Raw genomic sequence first — 15,292 nt, forward strand, 5'->3', positions numbered from 1 at the left:
GACACTCCCCCGGCTCAGGCCTGGCGCAGCATCTCCGCGACGAGGAACGCCAGCTCGAGCGACTGCACGCGGTTGAGGCGCGGGTCGACGACGGACTCGTAGCGGTGCGCGAGCCCCTCCTCGTCGATCTCCTCGCCACCACCGATGCACTCGGTGACGTCGTCGCCGGTCATCTCGACGAGGACGCCGCCGGGCCAGGTGCCGAGCGAGCGGTGCACGTCGAAGAAGCCCTGGACCTCGTCGATGACGTCGTCGAAGCGGCGGGTCTTGTAGCCGGTGCTCGACTCGAACGTGTTGCCGTGCATCGGGTCGCAGACCCACGCGACCTGCACGCCGGCGGCGGTGACCTTCTCGACCAGCTCGGGCAGCCCGTCGCGGATCTTGCCGGCGCCGAAGCGGGTGATGAACGTGAGCCGGCCGGCCTCGTTCTCCGGGTTCAGGCGCGAGGCGAGGGCGATCGCGTCGTCGGCGGTCGCGGTCGGGCCCAGCTTGCAGCCGATCGGGTTCTGGATGTGGCGGAAGTACTCCACGTGCGCACCGTCGAGCTGGCGGGTCCGCTCGCCGATCCACACGAAGTGGCCGGAGACGTTGTACGCCTTCTGGGTGCGCGAGTCGATGCGCGTCATCGCGTGCTCGTACTCGAGCAGCAGCGCCTCGTGGCTGGAGTGGAAGTCGACCCGGCGCAGCTCCTCCGGGTCGGCGCCGATCGCCGTCATGAACGCGATCGCCTTGTCGATCTCGCCCGCCATCGTCTCGTAGCGCTGCCCGGCGACCGAGGTGCGCACGAAGTCGGTGTTCCAGGTGTGCACCTGCCGCAGGTCGGCGTAGCCACCGGTCACGAACGCGCGGACCAGGTTGAGCGTCGCGGCCGACGCGTTGTAGACGTCGAGCAGCCGCTTCGGGTCGGGGATGCGCGACTCCGGGGTGAAGTCGAAGCCGTTGACCGCGTCGCCGCGGTACGCCGGCAGCGTCACGCCGTCGCGGGTCTCGGTGTCGGAGGAGCGCGGCTTGGCGTACTGGCCGGCGAGCCGGCCGAGCTTCACGACAGGCACGGACCCGGCGTACGTCAGGACGACCGCCATCTGCAGCAGCACCCGCAGCTTGTTGCGGACGTTGTCGGCCGTGACCTCGGCGAACGTCTCCGCGCAGTCGCCGCCCTGGAGCAGGAACGCCTCACCCCGCGTGACCGCCGCCATCTTGGCCTTGAGCTCGTCGCACTCACCGGCAAACACCAGCGGCGGCATCGTGCGCAGGCGCGCGACGTTGGCCGCAACGGCCTCCGCGTCGGGGTAGGTCGGCTGCTGCGCTGCTCCGCGCGCGTGCAGGGTGGCGAGATCGGGGACGGTGGTGCTCACCCGTCAAGGGTACGGCGGTCGGCGGTGCTCCCCCGATTCCTCGAGATCCCGCGAGACGGTCAGTGGTCCCGTCGGTCGTCGACGCCGTCCTCCATGTGGTCGATGTCGCGGAAGCCGGTCCGCTTGGCGCGGACCGCCCGGTTGGTCAGCCAGGTGAAGGCCCACAGCACGATGCCGATCAGCAGCAGGCCCGCCGCGATCTCGTAGACGATGCCGTCGCGGTCGACCCACGGGCCGACGAGGAACGCACACAGCACGGCCGCGAGGGCGGGCGTGAGCCCCGGCGAGCGGAACCTGCTCTCCCGCCCGTCGCGGCGCAGCACGAGGCACGCGATGTTGACGATGGTGAACACGCAGAGCAGCAGCAGCGCCGTGACCGACGCGAGGTTGACGACGATGTCGTCCTCGGCGCGGTTGGCGACGTAGAGGATCAGGCCGAGCGCCAGGATCGTCGAGAAGATCACGCCGACGTACGGCGAGCGGCGGTTGGGCGACACCTTGCCGAGCGTGCGCGGGAGCACGTCCTGGTTGGCCAGGCCGTAGAGCAGGCGGCTGGCCATCAGCATGTTGATCAGCGAGGTGTTGGCGACCGCGAACACGGCGAGGAACGGGAAGACCTTGTCGATCGGGAAGTCGGGGGCGCCGACCCGCACGACCTCCAGCAGGGCACGACCGTCGGCGGCGCCGGCGATCTGCTCCGAGGTGAGCACGGTGACCGTGGAGATCGCGACGAGCATGTAGATGATCACCGCGATACCGAGGCCGGTGAGCATCGTGCGCGGGAAGATCCGCTCCGGGTCCTTGGTCTCCTCGACCATGTTCACCGAGTCCTCGAAGCCGACCATCGCGAAGAACGCGATCGACGTGGCGGCCGTGACCGCGAGGAAGAGGCCCTTGTCCTCGGGGTTCTCGAAGGTCGTCACCCGGCTGAAGTCCCCGTCGCCCTGGGCGATCGAGTAGAAGCCGACGCCGATCACGATCGCGAGCGCCGTGATCTCGACCAGGGTCAGGAGCACGTTGAACTTCACGGACTCGCCGACGCCGCGCAGGTTGATCAGCGCCAGCAGCACCATGAACGCCAGCGCGATGATCGTGATCGTGCCCGTGCTGGGCTCGGAGTCCATCCAGCCGTTGGCCACCAGGCCGCCGGTGAGGTTCTGCGCCAGCACGTTCGCCGACGTCGACGCGCTGGTGATGCCCGAGCAGATCACCGCGAACGCGATCAGGAACGTCACGAAGTGGATGCCGAACGCCTTGTGCGCGTAGAGCGCGGCACCCGCGGCCTGGGGGTACTTCGTCACGAGCTCCAGGTAGGACAGCGCGGTCAGGCTCGCGACGATGAAGGCGACCAGGAACGGGAGCCACACGATGCCGCCGACGACGCCGGCCATCTGGCCGGTGACGGCGTACACCCCGGCGCCCAGGATGTCTCCGACGATGAACAGCAGGAGGAGCTTGGGTCCCATCACCCGCTTGAGATCGGGACTCGGACCGTTCACGTCCTGCGACTCGGGAGCGGCGGTGGTCATCGTGGCCTCCTCGTGGTGGTCATCAGTCGAGGTGCAGCGTCCCCCAGTCGAGTGGTGCTGAACCCACTCTGGCCCCACCCGTCACGATCCGCCAGCATCCGGACCCTCCGCGTGTACGCCGAGGCGGCCGAGCAGGAAGAGCAGCGCCTCGGCGAACGGGTTGTCCGCCGTGCGCTCCGCCACCACCGCCCAGTCGACCTGCTCGCGCACCGCCCGCGCGGCCGGGACGACCGCACCGAAGTCGCAGGCGTGCTCCTCGAGCGCGTTGAGCTTGTCGACCATCAGCTCCGTCGCCGTCAGCACCGGCATCAGCACCGACTCGACCTCGATGTGGTCGACGTGCTCGAGCCGCTCGTGGGTGACCGGGTCGCCCCCGGCCCGGAAGAGGACGTCGACCATCGCGCCGTCGACGTACACCTTGAACAGCCAGTCCTCCGGCGGCTGCACCACGTCGAGGCCACGCCCGGCGAGGAGCTCCGCCGCAGCGGCGGCGTCCTGCTCGGCGACGATGAAGTCGACGTCGTGGTCGGGCTCGGGGCCGCCGCGTGCCCACAGCGCGTAGCCGCCGGTCAGCGCGAAGGGAGCGCCGCCCTCCTTGAGGGCCACCGCCACGAGCTTGAGCGCCTCGCGCAGACCCGACTGGACGTCGTTCACACAGGTGGAGTTACCCCGGGCAACCGGACGCATGCCCGTGGGTACCGTCGACACGATGCGTCTGGCGACCTTCAACATCCTGCACGGCCGGTCCCCGGCCGACGACCGCGTCGACGTCGAGCGGTTCGCAGCGGCGGTGCGTGAGCTGGATGCCGACGTGCTCGCCCTCCAGGAGGTCGATCGCAACCTGCCCCGATCCGCGCACGCCGACCTGACCGCGGTCGCGGCCGGCGCGATGGGCGCGGCCGAGCACCGCTTCGTGGCGGCGCTCGACGGCAGCCCCGGCGCCACGTGGACCGCCGCGACCGGCGCGGAGCAGCCGGACAGCGCGGGGTACGGCGTGGCGCTGCTCAGCCGGTACCCGGTGACCGCCTGGGAGGTGGTGCGCCTGCCGGCGCTCCCGGCGCGCGGCCCGTGGCGCTGGCACGACCAGCGGCTCCCCCGCCTGGTGCGCGACGAGCCGCGGGTGGCGGTGGCCGCGCAGGTCGAGACGCCGGCCGGGTCCGTGACGGTCGCCAACACGCACCTGTCGTTCCTCCACTACTGGAACGGCCGCCAGCTGCGCCAGCTCGTGCGGGCCCTGCGCGACGCGCGGCGCCCGCTCGTGCTGACCGGCGACCTGAACATGGGTCCGCGACGGGCGGAGCGGGTCACGGGGCTCGTGTCCCTGGCCGCGCACCGGACCTTCCCCGCCGACAGCCCGGACCGGCAGATCGACCACGTGCTCGCCGACGGCGCGCTCGTCGCCACGGCGTCCGAGGCACGGCGGCTGGCGCTCTCCGACCACCTCGCGCTGGTCGTCGACCTCGAGATCGGCTAGCCGAAAAAGACTTGCGCCTCGGCGTACTCCTTGGCGCTGACGAGCTTGAGCTCGCCGGTGCCCTCGATCAGCGGGACCCGGACGATGTCGGTGCCGCGCAGCGCCATCATCGTGCCGAACTCGCCGTCGGCGACCGCGTCGATCGCCTGGAGGCCGAAGCGGGTCGCCAGCCAGCGGTCGAACGCCGTGGGCGTGCCGCCGCGCTGGATGTGGCCGAGCACGACGGCCCGGGCCTCCTTGCCGGTGCGGGTCTCGATCTCCTTGGCGATCCGGTCGCCGATGCCGCCGAGGCGGACGTGGCCGAAGTCGTCGAGGTCGCCCGAGACGAGGGTCATGTCGCCGCCCTCGCGCGGGACCGCACCCTCGGACACCACGAGGATCGGCGAGTAGCGGGACTCGAACCGGCTCTCGATCAGCTCGCAGACCTCGGTGATGTCGAAGGGCTGCTCGGGGATCAGCACGATGTTGGCGCCGCCGGCGATGCCGGAGTGCAGCGCGATCCAGCCGGCGTGGCGGCCCATCACCTCGACGACGAGCACGCGGTGGTGGGACTCGGCGGTGGTGTGCAGCCGGTCGATGGCCTCGGTCGCGATGTTGACGGCGGTGTCGAAGCCGAACGTGAAGTCGGTGCCGGACAGGTCGTTGTCGATCGTCTTCGGCACGCCGACCACGTCGACGCCGAGGTCGGCGAGCTTGGTGGCGACGCCGAGCGTGTCCTCGCCGCCGATCGCGACGAGCGCGTCGACGCCGTCCTTCGCGAGGTTCTCCTGGATCCGCTCCACGCCGTTGTCGACCTTGAACGGGTTGGTGCGCGACGAGCCCAGGATGGTGCCGCCGCGCGGCAGGATGCCGCGGCACTGCTCGATGCCGAGCTCCATCGTCACGCCCTCGAGCGGGCCGCGCCAGCCGTCGCGGTAGCCGACGAACTCGAAGTCGTGCTCCTTGACGCCCTTGCGGACCACGGCCCGGATGACGGCGTTGAGGCCGGGACAGTCCCCGCCTCCGGTGAGTACTCCGACGCGCATGACGGCTCCTGGCTCGAGGGGGGGTCGTGCCCAGCCCGACCGACTCTAGTGGGTGCTCAGCTGGCCGATCTGCTGCAGCAGCTCGCGGAACCACGGCGTCGAGGTGTCGAACGCCTTGCCGCCCTTGATCCGCGGGAACTCGACGACGCGCAGCACGTCGCCGGCCTCCTCGTCCTGCCCGACGACGCCGCTCTCGCCGCGCAGCGCGGCCACGGCCGCGAGGTCGGCGCAGGCCCGGATCAGGGCCAGGTCCTCGTCGTTGGCGGCCGCGGACCGGGAGAAGTAGCCGCTCTTCTGCACCATGGTCTTCTCCGCACCGACCATGCCGGCGAACTGCTTGGCGAACCACTGCCCGGGGTTGATGGTGTCGATCTTGACGTGGCCGAACGCGTCCCGCTTCGGCTCCTCGCCGCGGGCCAGCATCTCCTCGACGATCGTCGAGACGCCCGCGCCCTCGGACAGGAACACGTTGACGCAGCCGGCTTCGTCCATGATCGCCTTCAGCCGTTCTGCCTCGGCCGCGATGTCGAGCTCGAGCTCGGGCACGTAGACGGCGTGGACGTCCCAGCACTCCCGGGTGTTGTTGCCGAAGCCGGAGAACTCCTGGGTGCCGAGCCGCTCGCGGTACTTCGCGGCGGTCGCGGCCGTCAGCCACCCGCAGTGGCGGCCCATCACCTCGTGGATGATCAGCATCCGCGGGTTCGAGGAGTGCTCGGCGATGATGTTCTCGGCGAACAGCGCGCCCTGCTCGGCGGCCGTCCACGCACCCAGCGACTGCTTGATCGGCACGACGTCGTTGTCGATCGTCTTCGGCAGGCCGACGACGGTCAGCTCGTAGCCGTTCTCGTGCAGGTACGCCGCGAGATCGGCCGCGGTGGTGTTGGTGTCGTCGCCGCCGATGGTGTGCAGGACGTCGACGCCGTCCTTCGTCAGCTGCTCGGCGGCGACGTGCAGCGGGTCCTGACCCTCCGCGACCAGGCCGCGCTTCACGCAGTCCTTGACGTTGGTGAGCTTCACGCGGCTGTTGCCGATCGGACTGCCGCCGAAGCCGTGCAGCAGGTGCGCCCGCTCCCGCATCTCCGGGGTGACCGTGATGTGCTCGCCGCCGAGCAGACCGGCGTACCCGTTGAGGTAGGCGATGATCTCGATCTCCGGCTCGAGCTCGGTGTAGCGCTCGATCAGGGCGCCGACGGCCGAGGACAGACAGGGAGCGAGCCCACCGGCGGTGAGCAGGGCGACGCGGCGGACGGTCATGGGGACTCTTCAGCCTCTTCCTCGGGTTCGGGCGCGATCAGACCATGCTTTGGTACTTCCAAGACTAAAGGGCGGAGCGGGCCAGACCAAGAGGCACACCGCGATCGTGCGACACACCACTAGGGTCGGCCCATGACGTTCTCGATCGTGGCCCGCTCCGCCGACGGTGAGTCGTGGGGCGTGGCCGTCGCCTCGAAGTTCCTCGCGGTCGGTGCCGCGGTCCCGGCCGCCGTCGCGGGCGTGGGCGCGATCGCGACCCAGGCGCACGCCAACGTCGCCTACAAGGGCCAGGCGCTCGCCCACCTCGACGACGGCGCCACCGCAGCGGTCGCGCTGCAGCGGCTGTTGGAGGAGGACGACGGGCGCGACCAACGCCAGGTCGGCATCGTCGACGTCGACGGCAACGCCGCCAGCCACACCGGTGCGGCCTGCCTCGACTGGGCGGGCGGCGTCACCGGCGACGGCTACGCCATCCAGGGCAACATCCTCGCCGGTGACGAGGTCGTCGCGGCGATGGAGGCCGCCTGGCTGGACTCCTCCCCCGAGGCTCCGCTCGCGCAGCGGCTGCTCGAGGCCCTCGCCGCCGGCGACGCGGCCGGCGGCGACTCGCGCGGCCGGCAGTCGGCGGCGCTGCTGGTGGTCAAGGAGGAGGCGGGGTACGCCGGCCTCGACGACATCGCGGTCGACCTCCGCGTGGACGACCACCGCGAGCCGATCGTGGAGCTCGCCCGCCTGCTCGCGCTCAACGACCTCTACCTGACGGCATCCGCCGAGGAGGAGAAGGTGCCGGTCACGCCCGACCTCGCCGCGGAGCTCGAGGAGCTCGCGACCGCGCTCGGCCATCGCGACTTCCTGGCGTGGGTCGGCGCCGAGAACTACGAGATGCGGGTCGCCGACGACGGCTCCTGGATCGACGTACGCGTCCTCGAGATCATCCGCGACTCCGAGGCCGACCGGTGACCGACAGCGGCGCCGTCCTCGCGATCGACGCCGGGACCACCGGCGTGACGGCGCTCGTCGTCGAGCACGACGGCCGGATCGTCGCGCGTGGCTACGAGGAGTTCGCCCAGCACTTCCCGAAGCCCGGCTGGGTCGAGCACTCACCCGAGGAGATCTGGCAGGCGACTCTGGAGTCGTGCCGCTCCGCGCTCAAGGGGTACGACGCGGGTCGGCTGCGCGGCATCGGCATCACCAACCAGCGCGAGACGGTCATGCTCTGGGACCGCGAGACGCTCGGGTCACCACGACGCGCGATCGTGTGGCAGGACCGGCGTACCTCCGACCTGTGCACGCGCCTGCAGGGCGACGGTCACGAGGACCGCGTGCGCGAGCTGACCGGCCTGCGGCTCGACCCGTACTTCTCCGGCACCAAGCTGATGTGGCTCGCCGAGCACGAGCCGCACACGTGGGCGCTGGTCGAGTCGGGCCGCTACGCGATCGGCACCGTCGACTCCTACCTGATCGCCCGGATGACGCGCGGCACCTACCACGTCACCGACGTCTCCAACGCCTGCCGGACGCTGCTCTTCGACCTCGAGGCGGGTGACTGGTCCGACGAGCTCTGCGAGCTGTTCGGCGTACCGCGCGACGCGCTGCCCGAGCTGGTGCCCAACTGGGGCGAGCTGGCCACGACCGACCCGGCGACGTTCCTCGGCCTGTCGCTGCCGATCGCCGGCATCGCGGGCGACCAGCAGTCGGCGCTGTTCGGGCAGACCTGCTTCGACGAGGGCGACTCGAAGTGCACCTACGGCACCGGGTCGTTCATCCTCACCAACACCGGCAGCGACGTGCAGCGCTCCGACGCGCTGCTGGCGTCGGCGGCCTGGCGCTCCCCCGAAGGCGCGATGACCTACTGCTCCGAGGGCTCGATCTTCGTGACCGGCGCGGCCGTGCAGTGGCTGCGCGACGGCCTCCAGCTCGTCGGCTCGGCGGCCGAGTCCGAGGCGGTCGCGTCGACGGTGACCGACAGCGGCGGCGTGGTGTTCGTGCCGGCGCTGACCGGGCTCGGCGCACCGTACTGGGACCCGCAGGCCCGCGGCCTGATCGTCGGCATCACCCGCGGCACCACCCGCGCCCACCTCGTCCGCGCGACGCTGGAGGCGATCGCGTTCGAGGTCCGCGACGTGCTCGACGTGATGCCGGCGCTCTCGGCGCTGCGCGTCGACGGCGGCGCCTCCGGCAACGACCTGCTCTGCCAGCTGCAGGCAGACCAGCTCGGCGTGCCCGTGGAGCGGCCGACCGTCGTCGAGACCACCGGCCTCGGCGCCGCCTTCCTCGCCGGCCTCGGCGTCGGCCTCTGGAGCTCCACCGATGACCTGCGCGACACCTGGACCCTCGACCGCCGCTTCGACCCCGTCCCCGACCGAACCGAGCCCGACGCCGCCCACGCCCGCTGGACCCGCGCCGTCGAGCTCGCGAAGGGCTGGGCGGACTGAGTCATCGGGATAGTCCCTTCAACCTCTCCAGCTCGGCCTGCGCGGCAGCACGCACCTTGGTGGCCGCGTCGAGGTCGGACTGGGCCTCGGTACGGGCCTCCTCGGCCTCGGCCAGCTCCTCGTCGGTCTCCTCCGCGGCGGCCTCGAGCTCGTCGATCCGGCTGCGCAGCTCGGCGATCTCGGACTGGAACTGCAGGCCGCGCGCCTCGAGGGTCTCGACCGCCGCCGCCGCGTCGCCGTGGGCGGCCTCGGCCCCAGCGTACGCCTCCTCCGCCTGCTCGAGCGCGTCCTCGGCCGCCCGGACGGCCTTCTGGTCCGCCTCGGGATCGGGTACGACGTGCAGGTCGGGTCGGCCCGGCGGCTCGACCTCCCGTGGCGGCGCCACGAAGCCCAGGGCCTCGGGCACCGCCACCGCGCCCTCCACCTCGGCCGGCTCGAGCCCGGTGGTCGTGAGCGCGGCGACGAGCATCCCGCTGCGCAGCGCCTGGCCGCAGCGCTCGTCGACCATCGCCGCGGTGAGCGTGGCCTCGACCTGGTCGGCCACCGCCTGGGTGACCTTGGTGCCCTCCTCGCGGGCGATCCGCCGGGCGCCGGTCGTGACGGCCGCGGTGAGCTGCCGCCGCTGGCGAGTCAGCGCCCGCAGCTCGTCGGCCGACATCGACTCCTGCGCCTCGCGCAGGGCGGCACCGACCGCGAGCACCTGGTCGACCTGCTCGGCGTCGCGTCGCACCAGCAGGTTGGCGACCCAGGCCGCGATCGACGGCTTGCGCAACGACTTGACCCGCGCGGCGAGCGGCGTGCCCTTGAGCTCCTTCGCACGCGCGTCCCGCGCCGGGGTGAAGTCGGCGAGCGGCAGCCCGTACAGCTCGTCGGCGATCTCGAGCAGCTCGTCAGCCATGTGCCGTCATCTCGTCTGCCTCACGTAGCGACCACGTCGGTGGACGAGCGGCTCGGCGTCGTCGCCGACGGTCACCGACTCCATCACGCAGGTGAGCTGCCGGGACCAGCCGACCTCGGCGGCCGACTCGACCGTCACGCCGGCCCAGGTCGAGGCGTCCGCGAGCCGCGGGCCCCACTCGGTGTCGGTGAAGGCCGCCATCCGCCACGGGCCTCCCGGGGCGGGGGCGGTGCCGGCGAACGCCTCGGCGAGGTCGCGGTGCGTCCACGACAGCAGCTGCACGACCGCCCGGCCGGTGCGGGCCACCGCGTCGGCGAGGTCGCTGTCGGGGTCGACGAGCACCAGCACGCGCGGCGGGTCGCCGTTCGCGACCATCAGCGACGAGACCGTCAGCCCGGCGCGGCCGGACGCGTCAGCGGTGGTGACGAGCGAGACGGTCCCACCGAGCCGGCCGCGGAAGCGGCGTACGGGATCCCGGTCGGGGTCCGCGAACGGGTGCGTGTCGTGGATCGTCACGGAGCCGTCACCCGGTCGTCACGAGGCGAGCCGGGACTGGTCCTCGCCGTGGTCGCCGTCCTTGTCGGCCTTCGACAGCTCCTTCGCCCGGGTGGCGTACATGTCGACGTACTCCTGGCCGGAGAGCCGCATGATCTCGTACATGATCTCGTCGGTGATCGACCGCAGGATGTAGCGGTCGTTCTCCATGCCCTCGTAGCGCGAGAAGTCCAGCGGCTTGCCGAACCGCACGAGCGGCCGCGTGAACCGGCCGAACGTCTTGCCCGGCGGCGCGACCACGTCGGTGCCGACCACCGCGACCGGGATCACCGGCACCTTCGACTCGAGGGCGAGCCGGGCGACGCCGGTCTTGCCGCGGTAGAGCCGGCCGTCGTGCGAGCGGGTGCCCTCCGGGTAGATGCCGAAGAGGTGGCCCTCCGCGAGGATCCGCTTCGCCGCCGAGAGCGCGCCCTCGGCCGCGGAGCCGCTGGCGCGGTCGATCGGCACCTGGCCGGACCCGCCGAAGAAGAGGCGCTGCAGCCAGCCCTTGACGCCCTTGCCGGTGAAGTACTCCGCCTTCGCCACGAACGTCACTCGGCGCGGCAGCCGCAGCGGCATGAAGAGCCAGTCGGCGTACGAGAGGTGGTTGCTGGCCAGGATCGCCGGACCCAGCGCGGGGACGTTCTCCTCGCCCTCGAGGCGGGGCCGGAAGACGAGCTTGAGCCACGGCCCGATCGCCACCCACTTGAGGAACCAGTAGAACACCGCCGCAGCCCTTCCGACATCCGACCGTCCACGGGGAACTCTAGCCCTACCATCCACCCATGACGATCCACCCGCTCGCCGCGCCGCTCTCCGCTCCGGCGCAGCCGGACCACACCGGCGGCCGCCGCATCGGCGTCCTGCTCAGCCACGGCTTCACCGGCCAGCCGGCGTCGATCAAGCCCTGGGGCGAGTCGCTGGCCGGGCAGGGGTACGCCGTCGAGGTGCCGCGGCTGCCGGGTCACGGCACCACCTGGCAGGAGCTCAACACGCTCACCTGGGCGGACTGGTACGCCGAGCTGAGCGCGGCCTTCGACCGGCTCGTGGCCGACAACGACGCGGTCGTGGTCGGCGGCCTCTCGATGGGTGGCGCGCTGGCCCTGCGGCTCGCGGCCGACCGGCCAGACGACGTCGCCGGCCTGGTGCTCGTGAACCCCGCCGTCGCCACCAAGCGGCTCGACGTCAAGCTGCTGCCGGTGCTCAAGCACCTCGTGAAGTCCTTCCCCGGCCTCGCCGACGACATCAAGAAGCCCGGCGCCGAGGAGCACGGCTACGCGCGCACCCCGCTCAAGGCGATCCACACCCTCTTCCAGGCGTGGCCGCCGCTCATCGCGGACCTGCCGAGGATCACCGCCCCGATCCTCTACCTGCGCTCCACCGAGGACCACGTCGTCGACGAGGCGTCCGAGCCGATCATCACCAGCCGGGTCTCGTCGACCGACGTGAGCGTCGTACGCCTCGAGGACAGCTACCACGTCGCCACCGTCGACAACGACGCCCAGCGGATCTTCGACGAGTCCGCGGCCTTCGTCGCCCGCGTGACATCCATTTCGTAGCAGTTCACGTCGGGGGCTTACGCTCGTTCTTGTGCCGGACCCCCGCGACCCCCGCGACCCGCGCGACGACCGCGGCGACCACGACCAGACCGCCGACGAGCGCGCCTGGCAGGAGATCGTCGACAACTACGGCGAGCGCGCCGAGCTCGACGAGCCCCCGGTCGCCGAGACGCCGGCCTCCGAGGCGCCGGCCACCGACGTCCCGTTCGGCGGACGGTTCGGCGACCCCCAGGCGTTCGTCGTCGACGACGCCGACGACCCGTACGTCGGCCATGAGCCCCAGGAAGCGGTCGCGGACCCGCAGGACGTCGAGGACGGCTACGTCCCCCCGCCGCCCCCGCCGCTGCCGCAGGTCCGGCCCGACCGCGGCCTCGCCTGGGCCGGGGTCTTCGGGTCGCCGCTGATCCTGCTGGTGGCGCTGATCGTCGGCATCGACCTGCCGAGCTGGCTGGGCTACCTGCTCGTCTCCGGCTTCGTGGGCGGCTTCGTCTACCTCGTGGTGACGATGCCGCGCGGACCCCGTGACCCCTGGGACGACGGCGCGCAGGTCTGAGCGGCTGCAGGGCTCGGGTAGTAGAGCCTGACGAGACCCCCAGAACCGCGCGCTTTTCGGTGGTCGAGCCTGTCGAGACCCCCGCAACCCGCGCGCCGCCGTCGGGTGCGGGGGTCTCGACGACGCTCGCTGGCGCTCGCTGCTCGACCACCGGAGGCGCGGGCACCGGTGGTCGAGCCTGTCGAGACCCCCGCAACCGCGCACCGTCGGTGGTCGAGCCTGTCGAGACCCCCACAACCCGCGCGCCGCCGTCGGGTGCAGGGGTCTCGACGACGCTCGCTGGCGCTCGCTGCTCGACCACCGATGCGGTCCGGTGAGTCGGCGTGCGGCGGTGACGGACCACTTCGTTACTGTGCCGAACGTGAGCGCCAACGAGACCGTCGAGATCACCGGCCACCTGATGGACCACGGCATCCTGTCGCGGGTCCTCGACGACATCCGGGAGTACGGCGGCGACTACACGATCGACCGCTTCGACGTGGGCCGCGAGACGGACGACACCTCGCACGCGGTCATCTCGGTCACCGCCGAGGACGACGAGGCGCTGCAGCGGCTGCTGATGCGGCTGCAGACCCGCGGCGTCAACCAGGTCGACCCGGGCACGGCGCAGGTGACGGAGGCCGAGCAGGACGGCGTCTTCCCCGACCAGTTCTACTCGACGACCAACCTCGAGACCCGGGTCCGCATCGACGGTGCGTGGCTGCACGTCGAGAACCCCGAGATGGACTGCGGCCTCGTGCTCGAGCGCGACGCCGACGGCCGCGCGAAGCGCGTCTTCACGCTGCCGATGTCGGACATCCGCGCCGGCATGCTGGTGATCACCGGCGCCGACGGCATCCACGTCAGCGTGCCGGTGCCCGACTCCAGCGCCGAGGCGTTCGGCTTCATGGAGTCCGAGGTCTCCTCCGAGAAGCCGCAGGCGGTGCTGGTGCGCCAGGTCGCCGACGGCATGCGCGAGGCGAAGGCGGCCGGCCGGAAGGTGCTGTGGGTCGGCGGCCCGGGCGTCGTCCACACGGGCGCCGCGCCGGCGATGGTCGCGATGGTGCACGCCGGCTTCGTCGACGTGCTCTTCGCCGGCAACGCGCTCGCGACGCACGACATCGAGGCGGCGCTCTACGGCACCAGCCTCGGCGTGGACCTCGCGATGGGCCGCGGCGTCGAGCACGGCCACGAGCACCACATCCGCGCGATCAACGAGATCCGCAAGGCCGGGTCGATCCGCGAGGCGGTCGAGAGCGGCGTCCTGACCGGCGGGATCATGCACGCGCTGGTCACGCACGACAAGGAGTTCGTGCTGGTCGGCTCGGTGCGCGACGACGGCCCGCTGCCCGACGTCCACACCGACGTGATCGACGGCCAGCGCGCGATGCGCGCGCAGCTCCAGGACGTCGGCTTCTGCCTGATGGTCGCGACCATGCTGCACTCGGTGGCGACCGGGAACATCCTCCCGGCCTCGATCCCGCTCGTGTGCGTCGACATCAACCCGGCGACCGTCACCAAGCTCGCCGATCGCGGCTCGTCGCAGGCGCGCGGCATCGTCACCGACGTCGGGCTGTTCCTCGAGCAGCTCGCCGTCGAGCTCGTGCCCGAGTACCGGCGCTCCTGAAGGTCTGACGCGCCAGGTCGGCCGCACCGATCGCCCCCGCCTCGGGGCCGAGCGCCGCGCGGACGACCGGCGGGATCGCGCGGTGGTCGGCGCCGACCAGCGACGCACGCAGCGCGCGACGGGCCGGCTCGAGCAGCAGGTCGCCGGCCGCGGAGACGCCGCCGCCGACCACGACGATCTCGGGGTCGAACGCCGCGACCACGTTGGCCAGCCCGACACCGAGCCAGCTGCCGACCTCCGTGTACGCCGCCAGCGCGACCGGGTCCCCGGCCTGCGCGGCGGCGGTGATGTCCGCTCCGGTCAGGTCCTCGACGCCCTTCTCCCGCATGAACCGGGCCAGTGCGTTGCCGCTGGAGTACTGCTCCCAGCAGCCCGTGCCGCCGCACTCGCACGACCGCCCGTCGGGCACCACCTGCATGTGGCCGTACTCCCCCGCCATGCCGTTGTGCCCGCGGAAGACGTCGCCGTCGAGGACCACCGCCCCGCCGATGCCGGTGCCCAGCGTGACCACGATGGCGTTGGCGGCCTCGCCCACCGCGCCGTACGTCAGCTCGGCGCGCGCCGCGCAGTTGGCGTCGTTGTCGAGCACCACCGGCGCGCTCCAGCGCTCGGCGAGCCGGGCCCGCACGCCCTCGTCGCGCCAGGGCAGGTGCGGCGCGAACCGCACCTTCTCCCCCTGCGCGTCGACGAACCCCGCCGCGGCGATCCCGATCGCGCTGATCCGGCGCACCCCGGCGATCTCGTGGACCGCCTCGGTCAGCGCGTCCTCGACCAGGCTCGCCTCGACGCGTCGCCCGGGCGTCGTACGCCGTGCCGTGCGCAGCACCCGCCCGGACCTGGAGACCGCCGTCGCCAGCACCTTGGTCCCGCCGATGTCGACGCCGATGAAGAGACTCACGCGGGTCATTCGACCAGATCCGGCCCGGGTGGGTCATTGACCGGCCCGTGGTGCCTTCCTACTCTGTGGATCTTCCTTGCTTCGTCCCACCGATGGGGTGTCCCGTGCTGCAGTCCGCACAGACCGACCTCCGCCAGCAGGTCCACGTGACCGCCTGGACGCGTGGCCGCGT

General features: G+C 71.9%; 15 protein-coding genes. 6 read left to right on the forward strand and 9 right to left on the reverse strand.

The window, feature by feature from the left end; genetic code table 11:
* Positions 1–14 precede the first annotated feature (14 nt).
* The 3 genes from ACFQQI_RS25330 to ACFQQI_RS25340 all read right to left on the reverse strand — a co-directional run bounded on the left by ACFQQI_RS25330 (position 15) and on the right by ACFQQI_RS25340 (position 3,538).
* Entirely contained in the window at positions 15–1,355 is a 1,341-nt protein-coding gene (locus tag ACFQQI_RS25330; RefSeq protein ID WP_378569473.1) for a class II 3-deoxy-7-phosphoheptulonate synthase, read from the reverse strand.
* A gap of 59 nt (positions 1,356–1,414) precedes the next feature.
* Complete coding sequence (locus ACFQQI_RS25335) at positions 1,415–2,884, reverse strand: APC family permease (RefSeq protein ID WP_378569475.1); 1,470 nt, start codon at positions 2,882–2,884, stop codon at positions 1,415–1,417.
* 81 nt (positions 2,885–2,965) lie between these two features.
* Entirely contained in the window at positions 2,966–3,538 is a 573-nt protein-coding gene (locus tag ACFQQI_RS25340; RefSeq protein WP_378569477.1) for a hypothetical protein, read from the reverse strand.
* Between the two features lie 55 nt (positions 3,539–3,593).
* Here ACFQQI_RS25340 and ACFQQI_RS25345 point away from each other — a divergent pair, with 55 nt between their 5' ends.
* Positions 3,594–4,358 (forward strand): endonuclease/exonuclease/phosphatase family protein, encoded by a 765-nt coding sequence (locus tag ACFQQI_RS25345; RefSeq protein ID WP_378569479.1) that lies wholly within the window; start codon positions 3,594–3,596, stop codon positions 4,356–4,358.
* Here the strand turns inward: ACFQQI_RS25345 and ACFQQI_RS25350 are convergent.
* Positions 4,355–5,383 carry a 6-phosphofructokinase gene (locus tag ACFQQI_RS25350; RefSeq protein WP_378569481.1) on the reverse strand — a complete coding sequence of 343 codons (1,029 nt, stop codon included), beginning with the start codon at positions 5,381–5,383 and terminating at the stop codon, positions 4,355–4,357. The two genes, ACFQQI_RS25345 and ACFQQI_RS25350, sit on opposite strands and share 4 nt — an antisense overlap.
* 45 nt (positions 5,384–5,428) lie before the next feature.
* Positions 5,429–6,637 carry a pyrophosphate--fructose-6-phosphate 1-phosphotransferase gene (locus ACFQQI_RS25355; protein ID WP_378569483.1) on the reverse strand — a complete coding sequence of 403 codons (1,209 nt, stop codon included), beginning with the start codon at positions 6,635–6,637 and terminating at the stop codon, positions 5,429–5,431.
* 132 nt (positions 6,638–6,769) lie between these two features.
* Between ACFQQI_RS25355 and ACFQQI_RS25360 the strand changes: the two genes are divergently transcribed.
* Entirely contained in the window at positions 6,770–7,597 is an 828-nt protein-coding gene (locus ACFQQI_RS25360; protein ID WP_378569485.1) for a DUF1028 domain-containing protein, read from the forward strand.
* A complete protein-coding gene (locus ACFQQI_RS25365; protein ID WP_378569487.1) occupies positions 7,594–9,072 on the forward strand; it encodes an FGGY family carbohydrate kinase in 1,479 nt (492 codons plus the stop codon). The genes ACFQQI_RS25360 and ACFQQI_RS25365 overlap by 4 nt, the downstream gene beginning before the upstream one ends.
* A gap of 1 nt (position 9,073) precedes the next feature.
* On the opposite strand, the gene ACFQQI_RS25370 is transcribed toward ACFQQI_RS25365, so the two are convergent.
* From ACFQQI_RS25370 to ACFQQI_RS25380, 3 genes are read right to left on the reverse strand one after another with little or no spacing between them, the layout of a single operon-like run.
* Positions 9,074–9,970 (reverse strand): hypothetical protein, encoded by an 897-nt coding sequence (locus tag ACFQQI_RS25370; RefSeq protein ID WP_378569489.1) that lies wholly within the window; start codon positions 9,968–9,970, stop codon positions 9,074–9,076.
* A 6-nt stretch (positions 9,971–9,976) separates the two neighbouring features.
* Positions 9,977–10,486, reverse strand: coding sequence for a flavin reductase family protein (locus tag ACFQQI_RS25375; protein WP_378569491.1), 510 nt, complete (start codon positions 10,484–10,486; stop codon positions 9,977–9,979).
* Between the two features lie 18 nt (positions 10,487–10,504).
* Positions 10,505–11,230 carry a lysophospholipid acyltransferase family protein gene (locus tag ACFQQI_RS25380; protein WP_378569493.1) on the reverse strand — a complete coding sequence of 242 codons (726 nt, stop codon included), beginning with the start codon at positions 11,228–11,230 and terminating at the stop codon, positions 10,505–10,507.
* A gap of 59 nt (positions 11,231–11,289) precedes the next feature.
* On the opposite strand from ACFQQI_RS25380, the gene ACFQQI_RS25385 reads away from it, so the two are divergent.
* From ACFQQI_RS25385 to ACFQQI_RS25395, 3 genes are all read left to right on the forward strand, one after another.
* Positions 11,290–12,063 (forward strand): alpha/beta hydrolase, encoded by a 774-nt coding sequence (locus tag ACFQQI_RS25385; RefSeq protein WP_378569494.1) that lies wholly within the window; start codon positions 11,290–11,292, stop codon positions 12,061–12,063.
* 31 nt (positions 12,064–12,094) lie between these two features.
* Positions 12,095–12,616 (forward strand): hypothetical protein, encoded by a 522-nt coding sequence (locus ACFQQI_RS25390; RefSeq protein WP_378569496.1) that lies wholly within the window; start codon positions 12,095–12,097, stop codon positions 12,614–12,616.
* A gap of 361 nt (positions 12,617–12,977) precedes the next feature.
* A complete protein-coding gene (locus tag ACFQQI_RS25395; protein ID WP_378569498.1) occupies positions 12,978–14,222 on the forward strand; it encodes a TIGR00300 family protein in 1,245 nt (414 codons plus the stop codon).
* Here the strand turns inward: ACFQQI_RS25395 and ACFQQI_RS25400 are convergent.
* Positions 14,155–15,120 carry an ROK family protein gene (locus ACFQQI_RS25400; protein ID WP_378569499.1) on the reverse strand — a complete coding sequence of 322 codons (966 nt, stop codon included), beginning with the start codon at positions 15,118–15,120 and terminating at the stop codon, positions 14,155–14,157. The two genes, ACFQQI_RS25395 and ACFQQI_RS25400, sit on opposite strands and share 68 nt — an antisense overlap.
* Positions 15,121–15,292 lie beyond the last annotated feature (172 nt).

Origin of the sequence: Nocardioides sp. GCM10030259 (genome assembly GCF_042666375.1) — a bacterium.
Classification (GTDB): Bacteria; Actinomycetota; Actinomycetes; order Propionibacteriales; family Nocardioidaceae; genus Nocardioides.

Coding starts and splice junctions, on each gene's coding strand:
- ACFQQI_RS25335 (WP_378569475.1), bottom strand. CDS start 2,884: ATGACCACCGCCGCTCCCGAGTCGCAGGACGTGAACGGTCCGAGTCCC.
- ACFQQI_RS25345 (WP_378569479.1), top strand. CDS start 3,594: ATGCGTCTGGCGACCTTCAACATCCTGCACGGCCGGTCCCCGGCCGAC.
- ACFQQI_RS25350 (WP_378569481.1), bottom strand. CDS start 5,383: ATGCGCGTCGGAGTACTCACCGGAGGCGGGGACTGTCCCGGCCTCAAC.
- ACFQQI_RS25355 (WP_378569483.1), bottom strand. CDS start 6,637: ATGACCGTCCGCCGCGTCGCCCTGCTCACCGCCGGTGGGCTCGCTCCC.
- ACFQQI_RS25360 (WP_378569485.1), top strand. CDS start 6,770: ATGACGTTCTCGATCGTGGCCCGCTCCGCCGACGGTGAGTCGTGGGGC.
- ACFQQI_RS25370 (WP_378569489.1), bottom strand. CDS start 9,970: ATGGCTGACGAGCTGCTCGAGATCGCCGACGAGCTGTACGGGCTGCCG.
- ACFQQI_RS25385 (WP_378569494.1), top strand. CDS start 11,290: ATGACGATCCACCCGCTCGCCGCGCCGCTCTCCGCTCCGGCGCAGCCG.